We start from the raw sequence: 14,777 nt of genomic DNA on the forward strand, positions 1-14,777 counted from the left end.
GCCCCCTTCTGCATTGTCCTCAAAGCGTCTGCATTTCCTGCACCTTACCGTCATGACGCCCGGTTACAGCGGCCTCGGCCAATACGGCTGCCACATCGGCACGATGCGCCTCGCCCGTCTGATCGACACCTTCGCCCAGATTGACCGCATTGGTCTTGGGGTCATCGGTCAGCGCCACGGGCCGCAGGATCGAATGGGTCAGGCCAGAGCCTTGCAGATGTTCATCCGCCGCCTGTTTCGCTTTGAGGTAATGGGTCATCTCATGATCCTCAGGCGGGTTATCGGCGCCCACGGAACTCAGCATCACAAAGCGGTCGACCTCGGCCTCGCGTGCCAGATCGACCAGACGCTGCGCGCCTTCGCGGTCGACCTTTTCAGTCATCTCCGGCCCCGTGCTGCCGCCCGACCCGGCGGCGAAGACAACGGCGTCTACACCGTCGCATACACCCGCTTGCAGGTTGGTCAGATCGCCTTTCCGCTCTTCGGTGCCCTCGGGCAGAACAGAGGTATCGGAGCCGTCACGCACCAGTGCGATGGGCTCGGCCCCGCGGTCTTTCAATTCACTGACGAGCAGACGCCCGGTTTTGCCGGTCGCACCGGCGACAAGTACTTTCATGGTCATATGGAACCTCTCAGAATTTAGTTTGATACGGGCGAGCGGCATTTCGCGCCGCCCGCCTTTGCCGCTTACGACGGCAGGAAAATCGACTTGGCGTTGACGAACTCTTTCATGCCAAAGCCACCGTGTTCGCGCCCGTAGCCGGAATTTTTCACCCCGCCGAAGGGCATGTTCGGATCGGCGGCGCCAAAGTTGTTGATCCGCACCATGCCGGTGTCGAACTCATCCCGCGCAAGGCGCAGGGCGTGTTCTTCATCCGTGCAGAAGATGCCGCCGCCCAGACCATAGCGGCTGTCATTGGCAATGCGCATCGCGTCTTCGTCATCCTTCGCCCGGATGACCGAGGCGACGGGGCCGAAGATCTCATCGTCATAGGCTGGCATGCCCGGCTTGACCTCGGCCAGAACAGTTGCGGGATAATAGGCACCCGTGCGGTCGGGCACTTCGCCACCGCAGAGCACCTTGGCGCCCTTCTCGACGCTTTCGTTCACCTGATCGCGTACGGATTCGAACTGTTCTTGGCTCGACAGCGGCCCGAGTTTCGTATCCTCGTCCATCGGATCGCCCATCGGGATCGCCTTCATCGCATCGACATAGGCACTCACGAAAGCGTCGTAATTCTTCTCGGTCACGATGAAACGCTTGGCCGACACGCAGGTCTGGCCGTTGTTATAAAGCCGCCCCATGGTCGAAAATTTCACCGCCGTTTCGATATCGGCGTCGTCGAGCACGAGATAGGCGTCGTTCGAGCCCAGTTCGAGCACGGACTTCTTCAGGTGTTTCGCGGCCTCGGACCCGATATGGCTGCCCGCGCTGTCAGAGCCGGTCATGGTCACGCCGCGTACCAGCTTATGGCCGATCAGCTTGTCGGAGGTATCGTGGTCGATGATGATAACGTTGAACAGGTCTTTGGGCAGGCCCGCTTCTTCGCAGATCTCTTTCAAACGCAAGCCGCTGCCGGTGCAGATTTCCGCGTGTTTCAGGACGCAGCCGTTGCCGGTCATCAGGTTCGCGGCCAGCACGCGCACGGGTTGGTAGAGGGGGAAGTTCCACGGCTGGATCTGATAGATCACGCCGATGGGCTGATAGGTCACCACACCGCGCTTCTTGCCGCCCGCGTGTTTGCGCTCTTCGTCCTTCAGCATGTCGGGGCCGTTCTCGGCGGTATACTCAAAGATCTGCGCGCAGAGTTCGACCTCGGTCAGCCCGTCTTTGTAGAGCTTGCCGACCTCGCGGGTCATCAGTTCCGACAGGCTTTCCTTATTCTCGCGCAGCTTCTCGGCGATCTTTTTCAGATAGGGCGCGCGTTCGGCATGGGTCAGCTTGCGCCACTCCTTGAACGCCTCATGCGTGGCCTCGACCGCTTGGGTCGCTTCGGTTTCGGACATCACGTCATAGGTGTCGAGCACCTCTTCGGTGGCGGGATTTACCGTATTGATCTTGGGCATTCTAATCTCCTTCATGTCTCGTGAAGCCAACACCGCCTGCCACTGCACCGTTCCATCACAGAACCTTGACCGCGACCTTCGCGCGCAGAGGATCGGCAAACCGCTTGCGCCGTATGGGCGTGCTGGCATACACCGGGGCTGCCAAAACAAAGGAGTGCTGCGCATGCGCCGCGTCGTCGTCACAGGGTTGGGGATTGTCTCATCCATCGGAAACAACGCCGAAGAAGTGCTCGAAGCACTGAAAAACGGCACCTCCGGGATCGAAGCCAGCCCGGAGATGGCCGAACACGGGTTCCGCAGCCGCGTGGCAGGGACGCTGAAGATCAATCTGGCCGATCACATCGACAAGCGCACCTTGCGTTTCATGGGGCCGGGCGCGGGCTATGCCTATGTCGCCATGGATCAGGCGATCAAGGACGCGGGCCTCGACGAGGCGCAGATCAGCAACCCGCGCACCGGTCTGGTGGCAGGCTCCGGCGGGCCGTCGACTTCGGCCATGTTCGCCGCGCATAACATCGTGAAGGACACCGGCGCGACCAAGCGCATCGGGCCCTTCGCCGTGCCCAAGTGCATGTCTTCGACCGTGAGCGCGAACCTCTCGACCGCCTTCAAGATCAAGGGCATCAACTATTCGATCACCTCGGCCTGCTCCACCTCGCTGCATTGCATCGGCAACGCGGCCGAGCAGATCATGCTGGGCAAGCAGGACGTGATGTTCGCCGGCGGTGGCGAGGAGCTGGACTGGACGCTTAGCTGCCTCTTTGACGCGATGGGGGCGATGTCGTCCAAATACAACGACGCGCCCGAAACGGCGAGCCGCGCTTTTGATGCCGACCGCGACGGTTTCGTGATCTCCGGCGGCGGCGGCATGCTGGTGCTGGAAGACCTCGACCACGCGCTGGCGCGCGGGGCCAAGATCTATGCCGAGGTGACCGGCTATGCCGCCACCAGCGACGGGCATGACATGGTGGCCCCTTCGGGCGAGGGCGGCGAGCGCGCCATGCGTCTGGCGCTGGAGACCCTGCCCGAGGGCCGCAAGGTGGGCTACATCAACGCCCATGGCACCTCGACCCCGGTGGGTGACGTGGGCGAGATCGAGGCCGTGCGCCGCGTCTTCGGTCAAGGCAACACCCCGCCCGTCAGCTCCACCAAGTCGATGACCGGCCACGCACAGGGCGCTGCCGGCGCGCTGGAGGCGATCTTCTCGCTGCTGATGCTCGACAACGATTTCATCGCCAAGTCGATCAACGTGCAAAACCTCGACCCCGCGCTCGATCCCTCCGAGATCGCGCTGGAGCGGGTCGACAACGCGGGCCTCGACTCGGTGATGACGAACTCCTTCGGGTTCGGCGGCACAAACGGGTCGATGATCCTGTCGAAGTACCAAGGCTGAGGGCTGGAGATGTCTGGATTGCTTGCAGGAAAACGTGGCCTCGTCATGGGTGTGGCCAATGAACGCTCCATCGCTTGGGGCATCGCCAAGGCGATGGCCGAGGCCGGGGCGGAACTGGCCTTTACCTATCAGGGCGAAGCCTTTGGCAAGCGGCTGGAGCCGCTGGCGCAGAGCGTCGGCTCGGACTTCATGGTCGATGTCGACGTGACCGACGACGCCTCGCTCGACCGCGCCTTCGAGGAGCTTGGCGCGCGTTGGCCAACCATCGACTTCGTCGTCCATGCCATTGCCTTTTCGGACAAATCCGAACTGACGGGGCGGTTCTTGAACACCAGCCGGGCGAACTTCAAGAACTCGATGGATATCTCGGCCTATTCCTTCATCGACGTAGCGCGCCGCGCGCATCCGCTGATGAAGGACAACGGCGGCACGCTGATGACGCTGACCTACATGGGCTCGAACCGGGTGACGCCGAACTACAACGTGATGGGCGTGGCCAAGGCGGCGCTGGAAAGTGCGACGCGTTATCTGGCGAATGATCTGGGGCCGGAAGGCATCCGCGTGAACGCGATCTCGCCGGGTCCGATGAAGACGCTGGCGGGGGCTGCGATTGGCGGCGCGCGCAAGACCTACAAGCACACGGATCAGAACGCGCCGCTGCGGTCGAACGCGACGCTGGAGGCCGTGGGTGGCACGGCGGTCTATCTGGCGTCGGATGCGGGGGCTTGCACGACGGGTGAGATCATCCGCGTGGATGGCGGTTTCCACGTGCTGGGGATGCCGCAGGCGGAGCATCTGTAACACGGGCTTCGACTGGCCCCGGCCCGGAATCAAGCCGCAGGCGCCGGGCCATCGCCTGCCCGTCCCGGCGGGGAGGCGATTTGGTGAGGCTAGGCGCGCCTTTGCGAGGGCGCGCTCACTTTGCACCATAAAGTGGGACGGATCACCGTCAGGATCGCCACCCCACGGGCAGGCGATGGCCCTCTGTCGCTACCCCAACGCCTCTGTCTGCCAGAGCCACACTTTCATCCCGCCATGGGCAATCGCCGGCCCCTGCCCCTTCCACGGCAGCCCGGTCGCCTTGGCAAGCGGCGGCTCCGAGGTCACCAGCCCCACCCGCCAGCCGCGGAACCGCGCCTTCAGCGTCTCGCCCAGCGTCCCATAGAGCGGATAAAGCAGCTTCTTATTGCCGATCCGCCCGCCGTAGGGCGGGTTCACGATCACCAGCCCGGGCGGGCCTTCGGGCGGCTGCACCTCCCCGGCCCCGTGGCAGGCGAAGTGACACCACGCCCCCACCCCGGCCCGGTCGGCATTGGCCGTGCTCATGCGGATCGCGCCCGCGTCCCGGTCAGAGCCGTGGAACCGCACAGCAGGCTCGACCTCCGCCCCCGCAGCGCGCATCTCTTCCCACGCCCCGGCATCGAAACTCGCCAATTCCTCGAAGGCGAAGCGCCGCGAGCGCCCGGGCTTCAGCCCCGCCGCGATCTCGGCCGCCTCGATCAGGAACGTGCCCGAGCCGCACATCGGGTCGACCACCGGCTCGCCGGGCGCATAGCCGCAGGACCGCAGCATCAGTGCCGCCATGTTCTCGCGCATCGGCGCCTTGCCCACGGCCTCCTTGTGGCCGCGCTTGTGCAGCGCCTCGCCGGAGGTATCGAGGCTGAAGGTCACCTGATTGTCGTGGATGCGGACCTTCAGCACCAGCGCGGCCTCGGCATCGACAGGAATACCGTGGGTCTCGCGCAGCGCCGTCTCGACCCGTTGGGCTGCCGCCCCAGCGTGGTAGATCTTCGAGGCCTTGGTGGTCACCTGCACCTTCACCGGCACATCGGCGCGCAGCACATCGGTAAAGGGAAACTTGCGGCAGCGTTTGTCCAACTGCGCCAGATGGAAGGCCATGAAACCGCCGATCCGCGCCAGCACGCGCGCGGCGCCGCGCAGCTCCAGATTGGCGCGCCAGACCTCGGGCCAGCCGCCCTGAACGGTCACGCCGCCGGGCTGGGCCTCAGCCCCGGCAAAACCTTTTTCCTGCGCTTCGGCGCAGAGCAAATCCTCAAGCCCGGGCGGGCAGACAAGGAAAATCTCGAATGTATCTGGGGTATCCATGGTCCCTGCATAAGCGCCAATGCGCGGGCGTGCGAGGGGAAAAGACGCCGGAGACGTCTTTGGGGCGTGCCGGGGGGAAGCCCCCCGGCCACCGATATCAGGCCGCCGGAGCGATCTTGACCAGTTCGATGTCGAACTGCAGGTCCTTGCCCGCCAGCGGGTGGTTGGCGTCGAGCGTGACGGTGGTCTCGTCAACCTCGACCACGGTCACCGGCAGGGCCTGACCTTCGGGCGTCTGCATCTGCAGCTGCGTGCCGGGATCGAGCGGGATGTCCGCCGGGATGCCTTCGCGCGGCACGGCCTGACGCATTTCGGGGTTCACGGGGCCGTAAGCTTCGTCGCTGGGCACTTGAACGACCTTCTTGTCGCCCTCGGTCATGCCGGGCAGCGCGCTGTCGAGACCGGGGATGATCTGGCCCGAACCCACGACGAACTCAAGCGGGTCACGGCCCTCGGAGCTGTCGAATGTGGTGCCGTCTTTCAACGTGCCGGTATAGTGAATCTGTACTGTGTCGCCGGATTTGACCTCAGCCATCGGGTGTCTCCAATCTGTAGGGGAAAAAAGGGAAGGAGGCCGCGTATCTGCGCGGGTGCTCCAAATTCCGCGACAGCATGAAGATTGTGATCCCGAGAGTAAACCCCCCGTCCGGGTCGATCGCGGAATTCGCCCCTTTTCGCCGCCGCGCCTGCGTGCCACTCTGCCGCGACACGGAAAGGGAGAGCCTGTCAGATGCCCATCACGACCTGCGTTTTCGACGCCTATGGAACCCTCTTCGACGTGGCCGCCGCCGCCCGTGAGGCCGCAGCCGAACCCGCTTTTGCCGCCATCGCTGGGACTTGGCCGGAACTCGCAGAACACTGGCGTCTCAAGCAGTTACAGTATTCATGGCTGCGGGCGGTGACCGGGGCGCATGATGATTTCTGGCAAGTCACCCAAGAGGGGCTGGATTGGACGCTGGAGAAGATGAACCTCGCCGATGACCCTGCCCTGCGCGCGCGCCTGCTGGCGCTTTACTGGGAGCTTCGCGCCTATGACGAGGTGCCCGCCATGCTGCGCGCGCTGAAAGACGGGGGCCTGAACACTGCGATCCTGTCCAACGGCGCCCCCGCGATGCTGGACGGGGCGGTGCAATCGGCGGGAATCGGTGAACTTTTGGACGTCTCGCTTTCGGTCGAAAGCGTCGGCGTCTTCAAACCGCATGCGTCGGTCTATGACCTTGTCGGGGCACACTTCGGCTGTGCCAAGGAGGAGGTGCTGTTCGTGTCCTCCAACGGCTGGGATGCGGCAGCGGCGACGGGCTATGGGTTCACCACCGCATGGGTAAACCGGGGCGGCGATCCGGTGGACCGGCTGCCGTGGAAACCCGCGCACCAATTGCGCGAACTCAGCGGCATTCCCGCATTGGCGGGGCTCTGATGCCGCGTTTCACCACCTCCGACGGGCTGTCGCTGCATTACACGGATGAGGGCCGCGGCCTGCCGATCCTCTGCCTTGCCGGTCTCACCCGCACCGGCGCGGATTTCGACTACCTCGCTCCGCATTTGGCTGATCACCGGCTGATCCGCATGGACTACCGCGGGCGGGGCTGCTCGGATTTCGACGCGAATTGGCGGAACTACACGCTCTCGGTGGAATGCCGCGACGTGTTGGAATTGCTGGCGCATCTGGGGTTGGAACAGGTCGCCCTCATCGGCACCTCGCGTGGCGGGCTGAATGCCATGGCGCTGGCGATGATCGCCCATGATCACCTTTTGGGCGTGGCGCTGAATGACGTGGGCCCCGCGCTTAACCCCAAGGGCGTTGAATTCATCATGGGCTATCTGGGCCGCAACCCCGCCGCCAAAACCTATGAAGAAGCCGCCGCCGCCATGGCCCGCGCCTTCCCCGAGTTTCACGGCGTGCCCGAGAGCCGCTGGCTTGAGGAGGTCAAGCGTCACTACAGGGCGACCGACGATGGGCTGAAAATCACCTATGATCCGCATCTGCGCGATGCCGTGGCCGCCGCAGGCCAGCAGGCTGTTGACCTTTGGCCGTTCTTCGATGCGCTGCAAGGGTTGCCGCTGGTCACGATCCGCGGGGCCAATTCCACCTTGTTCAGCCGCGAGACGCTGATGCAGATGCAGGCCCGCCGCCCAGATATGATCGTGGCCGAAGTGCCGGACCGCGGCCATGTGCCCTTTCTCGACGAACCCCAAGCGCTTGTCGCGCTGCACGAATGGATAGGACAAATCAAATGAACATCGACATGATCCGCGCCGCCGCCGACCGCGCCAAGGGCCATGTGCGGCGCACGCCGCTCTTGAACTCCCCCTTTCTGGACGAGATCGCGGGCCGCCGGGTCTGGGTCAAACCCGAGTGCCTGCAGCATACCGGCAGCTTCAAGTTTCGCGGCGCGTGGTCGGCCCTCTCGGCCCTGCCGAGCGCGCAGCGCGCCAAGGGCGTCATCGCCTATTCCAGCGGCAATCATGCCCAAGGAGTGGCACTGGCCGCCAAGATGCACGGCGCGCCTGCCGTGATCGTCATGCCCGAGGACAGCCCGCGCCTGAAGATCGCCAATACCCGCGCCTATGGCGCCGAGGTGGTGCTCTATGACCGCGCGAATGAGAGCCGCGAGGAGATCGGTGCGGCCTTGGCTGAGGAACGCGGGCTCACGCTAGTCAAACCCTATGACGAGCCGCAGGTGATCGCGGGGCAAGGCACCACGGGGCTGGAAATCGCCCAGCAGGCCGCCGAGGCCGGGATCGAGGAGGCTCAAGTGATCGTCTGCTGCGGCGGCGGCGGCCTGACCTCCGGCATCGCGCTGGCGCTGGAGGCCGAGGCGCCGGGGTTACGCGTGCGCCCGGCGGAACCGGAAGGCTTTGACGATGCCGCCCGCTCGCTGGTCTCCGGCCAGATCGAGCAGAATGCGAAGGCGCTCGGCTCGATCTGCGATGCCATCGTCACGCCTGCGCCGGGGGAGCTGACCTTTCCGATCATGCAGCGGCTTGTAGGGCCGGGGCTGGTGGTGAGCGATGAGGAGGCCTTGCAGGCGATGGGTCATGCGTTCAACCGGTTGAAACTCGTGGCCGAGCCGGGCGGTGCCGTGGCGCTTGCCGCGGCGTTGTTCCGGGGCGGAGAGATTGACGGGGACGATGTGATCGTCACCATCTCCGGCGGGAACGTTGACGCCGATATGTTCGCCCGCGCGCTGCAGACGCTGGGGTAACGATTAGGGCAGCGTCGGCCCGCGGGGTGGTGCTGAAAGCGCCGCCCCAGGGGGGCGGGTCGGCGCTGCCCGGCCTGCGGCCGGGCGGTCCTTAGCTGAAGCCCTGCACTTTGACCTCCCGCGTTCGCACGATATGCTGCACCCTCAACGCCGCCCAAAGGAGACCCCCATGCAGATTTTCGACACCGGCGAGGTGCAACTGCACTACCGCGTCGACGGCCCCGAGGACGGCGCGCCCGTGGTCTTCGCCAACTCGCTGGGCACCGACATGCGCCTGTGGGACCCGATCCTGCCGCTGCTCGCGCCCGGCCTGCGCATCATCCGCTTCGACAAACGCGGCCACGGCCTGTCCACCTGCCCGCCCGCGCCCTATTCCATGGGCTCGCTCATCACCGACACCGAACGCCTGCTCGACCACCTTCAGGTGCGCGGCTGCGTCTTCGTGGGCCTCTCGATCGGCGGGATGATCGCGCAGGGCCTTGCGGTGAAACGGCTCGACATGATCCGCGCGCTGGTGCTGAGCAACACCGCCACCAAGATCGGCAACCGCGACATCTGGGATGCGCGGATCGCGGAGGTCGAAAAGGGCGGCATCGAAAGCCTTACCGATGCGGTGATGGAGCGCTGGTTTTCGCCCCAGTTCCGCGCCACGCCCGAACTGGCGCTCTGGCGCAACATGCTGACCCGCCAGCCCGACGCAGGCTATGCGGGCTGTTCGGCGGCGATTTCGCACAGTGATTTCATGACGCCGACCTCCGGCCTGCGCCTGCCCGCGCTTGGCATCGCAGGGTCGGAAGACGGCTCCACCCCGCCGGATCTGGTGCGCGAGTTGATGGACCTGATCCCGGCCTCGAAATTCAAATTGATCCGCCGCGCGGGCCATCTGCCCTGTGTCGAGCAGCCGCAGGAATACGCAGAAACGTTGAACGATTTTCTCGCCAGCGTTGGGCATATCCCGAAGGCGCAGGGCTGATCGTGGCGGCAGGTGTCTCCGGCAGCGAGCGGGCCAAACGCCTGCAACGCGCGCCGCATTCGCGCCCTATCGCGACGTCCGGCCTTGCCTTTGGCCCCTACGCGGACCACATCTGACCGAATGCCGCTGCCACTGATCTTTATCCTTGTGACGGTGATGATCGATGCCATGGGCGTCGGCCTGATCCTGCCCGTCATGCCCGACCTGATCCGCGAAGTTCGCGGCGGCGGGCTGAGCGATGCGGCCCTTTGGGGCGGCGTGTTGGCCACGGGCTTTGCGGCGATGCAATTCCTCTTCGGCCCGGTGCTGGGGGGGCTCTCCGACCGTTTTGGCCGCCGCCCGGTCCTGCTGCTGGCGCTGATCGTGATGACGGTGGACTATGGCGTGATGGCACTCGCGGGCAGCATTTGGCTGCTGCTGATCGGGCGGCTCGTAGGGGGCATCACGGCGGCGACCCATGCTACGGCCTCGGCCTATATGGCCGATATCTCTCCGGCGCAGGACCGTGCGGCGCGTTTCGGGCTAATCGGCGCGGCCTTTGGCGCGGGCTTTGTTCTGGGGCCGCTGATGGGCGGCGTCTTGGGCGAACATGGCACCCGCGCGCCCTTTTGGGCGGCAGCGGTACTGGCGGCGGGCAACGCGGCGCTTGGCTGGGCCGTGCTGCGCGAAACCCTGCCCCCGACGCAACGCCGCGCCTTCGACTGGCGGCGGGCCAATCCGCTGGGCGCGCTGCGCGCCCTTGGCCAACTGCCCGAGGTTGGCAGGCTGCTCGCGGTCTATTTCATCTACCATGTGGGCTTTGCCGCCTATCCGGCGGTCTGGGCCTATTTCGGGGTCGAGCGTTTTGGCTGGTCGCCGACGATGATCGGCCTGTCACTGGGCCTTTTCGGCGTGCTGATGGCGCTTGTCCAAGGCGCCTTGATCGGCCCCGTGATCCGCCGCTTGGGCGCGCGCGCCACGGTGATCTTGGGCCATGTCTTTGCCCTTGCCGCCTTTGCCGCGCTGACCGTGCTGACCTCGGGCACTTGGGCGCTGATCATGACCCCGCTCGCCGCGCTGGCCGGTGTGATCCCGCCCGCGCTTCAAGGCATCATGTCGGCCCGCGTCAGCGCCGATGCGCAAGGGGAGCTGCATGGCGCACTCAGTTCCTCCACCGCGCTGGCAATGATCCTCTCGCCGCTGACGATGACGGCGGTTTTCGCCTATTTCACCGCGCCGGAAGCTGCGCTCTACCTGCCCGGCGCGCCCTTCCTGCTGGCGCTTTTGCTGACCCTTGGCGGCTTGGCGCTCTTTGCCAGCCGCCCCACCCCCACGTCACAAGGTGAAACTTCGCCGCAGTAGGCCCATTCCCCGTCTTGCGCCACCGGCCCATCCGCGTCAGGCTGGCGAGGATTGAAAGAAAGGGACAGGCCATTGCAAACCATCAAAGCCGCCGTCTGCCATGCCTTTGACACGCCGCTGAGCGTCGAAGACATCCGCATCAAGGCACCGCAATTGGGCGAAGTTGAAGTGACCTTGGATGCCGTGGCGATCTGCCATTCCGACATTCTGTTTGCCGAAGGCGGCTGGGGCGGCACCCTGCCCGCCGTCTATGGGCACGAGGCCGCAGGTCGGGTCAGCGCGGTGGGGCCGAATGTGCAGGGTCTGGCCGAAGGCGACAGCGTGGTGGTCACCCTGATCCGCGCCTGCGGCAGCTGCCCCAACTGCGCCTCGGGCCAGCCGACAATCTGCGAAACCCCGCAAGCGCCCGAAGGGCCGCTGCAAACGGCGGAGGGAGCACCGCTCGTTCAGGCGATGAACACCGGTGGTTTCGCCGAGAAGGTCGTCGTAGACCGGTCGCAGGTGGTGAAAATCTCGCATGACATCCCCAAAGACGCCGCCTGCCTGATCGCCTGCGGCGTGATCACCGGCGTCGGCGCCGTGGTCAATGCGGCGGGCCTGCGGGCGGGACAAGACGTGGTGGTAATCGGCGCGGGCGGGGTCGGCCTCAACGCCATCCAAGGGGCGCGCATCGCGGGCGCTCGGCGGATCGTGGCGGTCGACATGACCGAAGACAAACTCGCCATCGCCCGCGAATTCGGCGCGACCGACACTGTGCTCGCGACCGAGGCGAAACCGTGGCGCGCGGCCTTCAAGGCCATGGGGCGCGGGGCGGATGCCGTGATCGTCACCGTGGGCGCGATCCCCGCCTATGAAACCGCGCCGCGCTACCTCGCCGCCGGGGGCCGGGTGATCATGGTCGGCATGCCCCACAGCGGGGCCGAGGCCACCTATGAACCGGTGGTCCTCGCCGCCCTAGGGCAAGGCATGGTCGGCTCCAAAATGGGCGATGTGGTGATCCAGCGCGACATTCCGTGGATGGTCGACCTCTATCTTCAGGGCCGCCTGCAACTCGACAGCCTAATCTCTGGCCGCTGGCGGCTGGATCAGATCAACGAGGCGATTGCCGACACCAAGACCGGCGCCGCGCGGCGCAATGTGATCGTCTTCGACCGCTCCTAGATCGGCCCTGAGGCGGGCGGACACTACGGCAGATCGCCGATCAGCAAAGCGCGAAAATCATTCACATTGGTCCCGGTGGGGCCAGTGTGAAACAGCGCATCTATCGCCTCGAAGGCCCCGAAAGCATCGTTGCGCTGCAAAGCGCCGCGCGGGTCCACCCCCGCCGCGCGCATCGCAGCCGCCGTGCCTGCCTCGACGAAAGCGCCCGCGTTATCCTCTGACCCGTCGATACCATCGGTATCGGCGGCCAAGGCCGTGATCCCCTCCTGCCCTTCGAGCGCCAGCGCGAGGGACAGTGCAAACTCACTATTCCGCCCGCCGCGGCCCTTGTGGCGCAGGGTCACCGTCGTCTCCCCGCCCGAAAGCAGCACCAGCGGCGCGGGATGGGGAAAACCGCTTTCCTGCGCCTGCCGTGCGAGGGCCGCATGGACCAGCGCCACCTCCCGCGCCTCGCCCTCAATCGCGTCCGACAGGATCCACGCGTTCACCCCCCGCGCCTGCGCGGCTTTGGCCGCGGCGGCAAGCGACAGACCGGCGGAGGCAATGACATGGGTCTGCGTCGTGCTCGGCGCGTCCTGCTGAGGCTGCGCGGCGACCTTTTCCAGAAACGTCATGCAGCGCTCCGGCAGTTCCAACCCCCGCGCGGCCACCTCTTCCAACACCGCCGTCGCAGCTCGCCGCCCCGGCACCGTGGGGCCAGAGGCCACGGCCCCCGGATCATCCCCCGGCACATCAGAGACCACAAGGCTCACCACCCGCGCGGGATGGGCCAGTTCCGCCAAACGTCCGCCGTTGACCGTGCTGAACTGCTTGCGGATGTCGTTCATGACCGAAATCGGCGCGCCCGAGGCCAGAAGCGCCGCGTTCAACGCCTGCAAATCCTCCAGCATCAGCCCCTCTGGCGGGGCGGGCAAAAGCGATGAGCCGCCGCCGCAGATCAGCGCGATCACCTGATCCTCCGGCCCCAGACCTTGCACCGCTTCCTGCAAGGCGTGGGCAGCCTCGATCCCGGCCTGATCGGGCACCGGATGGGCGGCCTCCAGCACCTTGATCCGCTGACAAGGCGCGCCATAGCCGTAGCGGGTGACCACGACACCGTCATAGGGGTGCGGCCAGATGGCCTCGAACGCCTGCGCCAACTGCGCCGCCCCTTTGCCTGCACCGATCACCACCGTGCGCCCTTTGGGCGGCGGCGGCAGCCGGTCTTTCAAAATCAAATGCGGATCGGCGGCGGCGACGGCGGTGTCGAACAATTCGGCCAAGAACTGGCGTTTCGGGTCATTGAGGTTGGACATAGTGCACTCCGACTGCTGCGGCGATCATGGCGGCCCGTTGTCTGCTGTCAATCCGACAGGGGGCGTTCATTCTGGACAAACAGGCAGTTGCGCGCGCCCAGCAGGCCAAAGTCGGGGTCGCTGCACAGGCCCAAGGGCATCGCCGCGCGCCATTTGCTGTGCCGCCCCCCTGCGTTGAAGGCGGCGCGGAAGCTGTCATCCAGCATCCAAGGGTTCTGCTGCGCCACGCCCCCCGTGACGAAGACCCCGCCCCGCGCGCCCATGACCAAGCCCAGATCCCCCGCGACCCCGCCAAGATACTGCACCATCAAAGCAACCGCGCGACAGGCGCTCGCGTCCTCCCCGGCCTTGGCCGCCGCAAAGATCGCCGCCGCCCCCTCCAAATGCGCCGCCTCGCCCCGGGCGGAGGCGATGGCACGATACCAATAGGGCATGCCGGTGCCCGACAGGATCGCCTCGGCCTCGACCGCCAGCGCCGCGCCCATCTGCACCTCGGGCCAGAGCGCGATCAGGGCTTCGAAATAGGCCACTTCCTCGGCGCTATGGGGGGTGAGCCGCAGATGTCCGCCTTCGCCCGGCACCGCCGTGGGCCGGGCGCCCTGCCAGACCAAAGACCCGACGCCAAGGCCCGTCCCCGGGCCGATGATCACCCGCGCCCCCGGTTGCGGGTCGGGCCCGCCCTGAAGATAGGTCACATTGTCTGCATCCAGCGTGGCCAAGGACCAAGCCGCCGCCTCGAAATCATTGAGCAACAGCACCTTGGCGGGGTCCAAACCGCAGGCCCGCGCCAGATCATCGCGCGAGATGCTGCGCGCCGCATTGGTCATCCGCACCTGCCCGTCGACAACCACCCCGGCCACCGCCATGGCGACCCCTTCGGGCGGGCGGCCCATCTCGCTACAAAACGCCGCACAAGCGTCGGGCAAAGTGGTCAGCCCGTCGGTGGGGTGGGTGCGGCGTTCTACCACCGCCCCCGCGGGGTCCACCGCTGCGAGGCGCAGATTGGTGCCGCCGATGTCCCCTACCAAATACCACATGTGCCTGCCCCGCTGCCCTTGATACCGGTGCAAGATGGCCCGCCCGCGCGGCCAAGGTCAAACAACAAAACCCGAAAGCCGAGGCTTCCGGGTTTCGCGTTTGGGTGCTGTCCGTTTGGATTAGGGTCAGGATGCATTGATTTTCAAAGCGCTGCGTGATTCACGGCCCGGAAAACGGAGCGGTGACATGAGCGACCT

At 65.8% G+C, this 14,777-nt stretch carries 14 protein-coding genes; 8 read left to right on the plus strand and 6 right to left on the minus strand.

The features are described 5' to 3' along the window. Positions 1-19: 19 nt before the first annotated feature. Positions 20-622 carry an SDR family oxidoreductase gene (locus tag ACGYLQ_RS15300; protein ID WP_394443683.1) on the minus strand — a complete coding sequence of 201 codons (603 nt, stop codon included), beginning with the start codon at positions 620-622 and terminating at the stop codon, positions 20-22. A 65-nt stretch (positions 623-687) separates the two neighbouring features. After that, positions 688-2,067, minus strand: coding sequence for an NAD-dependent succinate-semialdehyde dehydrogenase (locus ACGYLQ_RS15305; protein ID WP_394443684.1), 1,380 nt, complete (start codon positions 2,065-2,067; stop codon positions 688-690). A 163-nt stretch (positions 2,068-2,230) separates the two neighbouring features. Here ACGYLQ_RS15305 and fabB point away from each other — a divergent pair, with 163 nt between their 5' ends. After that, entirely contained in the window at positions 2,231-3,460 is a 1,230-nt protein-coding gene (gene fabB / locus ACGYLQ_RS15310) for a beta-ketoacyl-ACP synthase I (RefSeq protein WP_067261394.1), read from the plus strand. 9 nt (positions 3,461-3,469) lie between these two features. Continuing rightward, the gene (locus ACGYLQ_RS15315; protein ID WP_322329295.1) at positions 3,470-4,261 is read left to right on the plus strand and encodes an enoyl-ACP reductase; all 792 of its coding nucleotides are present in this window, start codon (positions 3,470-3,472) and stop codon (positions 4,259-4,261) included. 189 nt (positions 4,262-4,450) lie between these two features. Here the strand turns inward: ACGYLQ_RS15315 and ACGYLQ_RS15320 are convergent, their stop codons facing one another. Further along, positions 4,451-5,566 (minus strand): class I SAM-dependent RNA methyltransferase, encoded by a 1,116-nt coding sequence (locus ACGYLQ_RS15320; protein WP_394443685.1) that lies wholly within the window; start codon positions 5,564-5,566, stop codon positions 4,451-4,453. Positions 5,567-5,663: 97 nt separating this feature from the next. Further along, entirely contained in the window at positions 5,664-6,101 is a 438-nt protein-coding gene (locus ACGYLQ_RS15325; protein WP_209217364.1) for a peptidylprolyl isomerase, read from the minus strand. A gap of 195 nt (positions 6,102-6,296) precedes the next feature. On the opposite strand from ACGYLQ_RS15325, the gene ACGYLQ_RS15330 reads away from it, so the two are divergent. The 6 genes from ACGYLQ_RS15330 to ACGYLQ_RS15355 all read left to right on the plus strand — a co-directional run bounded on the left by ACGYLQ_RS15330 (position 6,297) and on the right by ACGYLQ_RS15355 (position 12,247). Then, the gene (locus tag ACGYLQ_RS15330; RefSeq protein WP_394443686.1) at positions 6,297-6,983 is read left to right on the plus strand and encodes a haloacid dehalogenase type II; all 687 of its coding nucleotides are present in this window, start codon (positions 6,297-6,299) and stop codon (positions 6,981-6,983) included. After that, complete coding sequence (locus ACGYLQ_RS15335; RefSeq protein ID WP_394443687.1) at positions 6,983-7,804, plus strand: alpha/beta fold hydrolase; 822 nt, start codon at positions 6,983-6,985, stop codon at positions 7,802-7,804. The genes ACGYLQ_RS15330 and ACGYLQ_RS15335 overlap by 1 nt, the downstream gene beginning before the upstream one ends. After that, the gene (locus tag ACGYLQ_RS15340) at positions 7,801-8,772 is read left to right on the plus strand and encodes a threonine/serine dehydratase (RefSeq protein ID WP_394443688.1); all 972 of its coding nucleotides are present in this window, start codon (positions 7,801-7,803) and stop codon (positions 8,770-8,772) included. Before ACGYLQ_RS15335 ends, ACGYLQ_RS15340 begins: the two co-directional genes overlap by 4 nt. Positions 8,773-8,941: 169 nt before the next feature. Next, a complete protein-coding gene (pcaD, locus tag ACGYLQ_RS15345; protein ID WP_394443689.1) occupies positions 8,942-9,745 on the plus strand; it encodes a 3-oxoadipate enol-lactonase in 804 nt (267 codons plus the stop codon). A 120-nt stretch (positions 9,746-9,865) separates the two neighbouring features. Next, positions 9,866-11,086 carry a TCR/Tet family MFS transporter gene (locus ACGYLQ_RS15350; RefSeq protein ID WP_394443690.1) on the plus strand — a complete coding sequence of 407 codons (1,221 nt, stop codon included), beginning with the start codon at positions 9,866-9,868 and terminating at the stop codon, positions 11,084-11,086. 72 nt (positions 11,087-11,158) lie between these two features. Further along, complete coding sequence (locus tag ACGYLQ_RS15355) at positions 11,159-12,247, plus strand: zinc-binding dehydrogenase (RefSeq protein ID WP_394443691.1); 1,089 nt, start codon at positions 11,159-11,161, stop codon at positions 12,245-12,247. Between the two features lie 23 nt (positions 12,248-12,270). On the opposite strand, the gene ACGYLQ_RS15360 is transcribed toward ACGYLQ_RS15355, so the two are convergent. Both ACGYLQ_RS15360 and ACGYLQ_RS15365 read right to left on the minus strand, forming a co-directional pair. Beyond that, positions 12,271-13,542 carry a glycerate kinase gene (locus tag ACGYLQ_RS15360; RefSeq protein ID WP_394443692.1) on the minus strand — a complete coding sequence of 424 codons (1,272 nt, stop codon included), beginning with the start codon at positions 13,540-13,542 and terminating at the stop codon, positions 12,271-12,273. A gap of 47 nt (positions 13,543-13,589) precedes the next feature. Next, positions 13,590-14,579, minus strand: a complete 990-nt coding sequence (locus ACGYLQ_RS15365) for an ROK family protein (RefSeq protein ID WP_394443693.1) — start codon at positions 14,577-14,579, stop codon at positions 13,590-13,592. Positions 14,580-14,777: the final 198 nt, after the last annotated feature.

Origin of the sequence: Sulfitobacter sp. 1A12779, assembly GCF_043557315.1 — a bacterium.
GTDB classification, from domain to species: Bacteria; Pseudomonadota; Alphaproteobacteria; order Rhodobacterales; family Rhodobacteraceae; genus Sulfitobacter; species Sulfitobacter faviae.

Coding starts and splice junctions, on each gene's coding strand:
- ACGYLQ_RS15300 (WP_394443683.1), bottom strand. CDS start 622: ATGACCATGAAAGTACTTGTCGCCGGTGCGACCGGCAAAACCGGGCGT.
- ACGYLQ_RS15305 (WP_394443684.1), bottom strand. CDS start 2,067: ATGCCCAAGATCAATACGGTAAATCCCGCCACCGAAGAGGTGCTCGAC.
- fabB (WP_067261394.1), top strand. CDS start 2,231: ATGCGCCGCGTCGTCGTCACAGGGTTGGGGATTGTCTCATCCATCGGA.
- ACGYLQ_RS15315 (WP_322329295.1), top strand. CDS start 3,470: ATGTCTGGATTGCTTGCAGGAAAACGTGGCCTCGTCATGGGTGTGGCC.
- ACGYLQ_RS15320 (WP_394443685.1), bottom strand. CDS start 5,566: ATGGATACCCCAGATACATTCGAGATTTTCCTTGTCTGCCCGCCCGGG.
- ACGYLQ_RS15325 (WP_209217364.1), bottom strand. CDS start 6,101: ATGGCTGAGGTCAAATCCGGCGACACAGTACAGATTCACTATACCGGC.
- ACGYLQ_RS15330 (WP_394443686.1), top strand. CDS start 6,297: ATGCCCATCACGACCTGCGTTTTCGACGCCTATGGAACCCTCTTCGAC.
- ACGYLQ_RS15335 (WP_394443687.1), top strand. CDS start 6,983: ATGCCGCGTTTCACCACCTCCGACGGGCTGTCGCTGCATTACACGGAT.
- ACGYLQ_RS15340 (WP_394443688.1), top strand. CDS start 7,801: ATGAACATCGACATGATCCGCGCCGCCGCCGACCGCGCCAAGGGCCAT.
- pcaD (WP_394443689.1), top strand. CDS start 8,942: ATGCAGATTTTCGACACCGGCGAGGTGCAACTGCACTACCGCGTCGAC.
- ACGYLQ_RS15350 (WP_394443690.1), top strand. CDS start 9,866: ATGCCGCTGCCACTGATCTTTATCCTTGTGACGGTGATGATCGATGCC.
- ACGYLQ_RS15360 (WP_394443692.1), bottom strand. CDS start 13,542: ATGTCCAACCTCAATGACCCGAAACGCCAGTTCTTGGCCGAATTGTTC.
- ACGYLQ_RS15365 (WP_394443693.1), bottom strand. CDS start 14,579: ATGTGGTATTTGGTAGGGGACATCGGCGGCACCAATCTGCGCCTCGCA.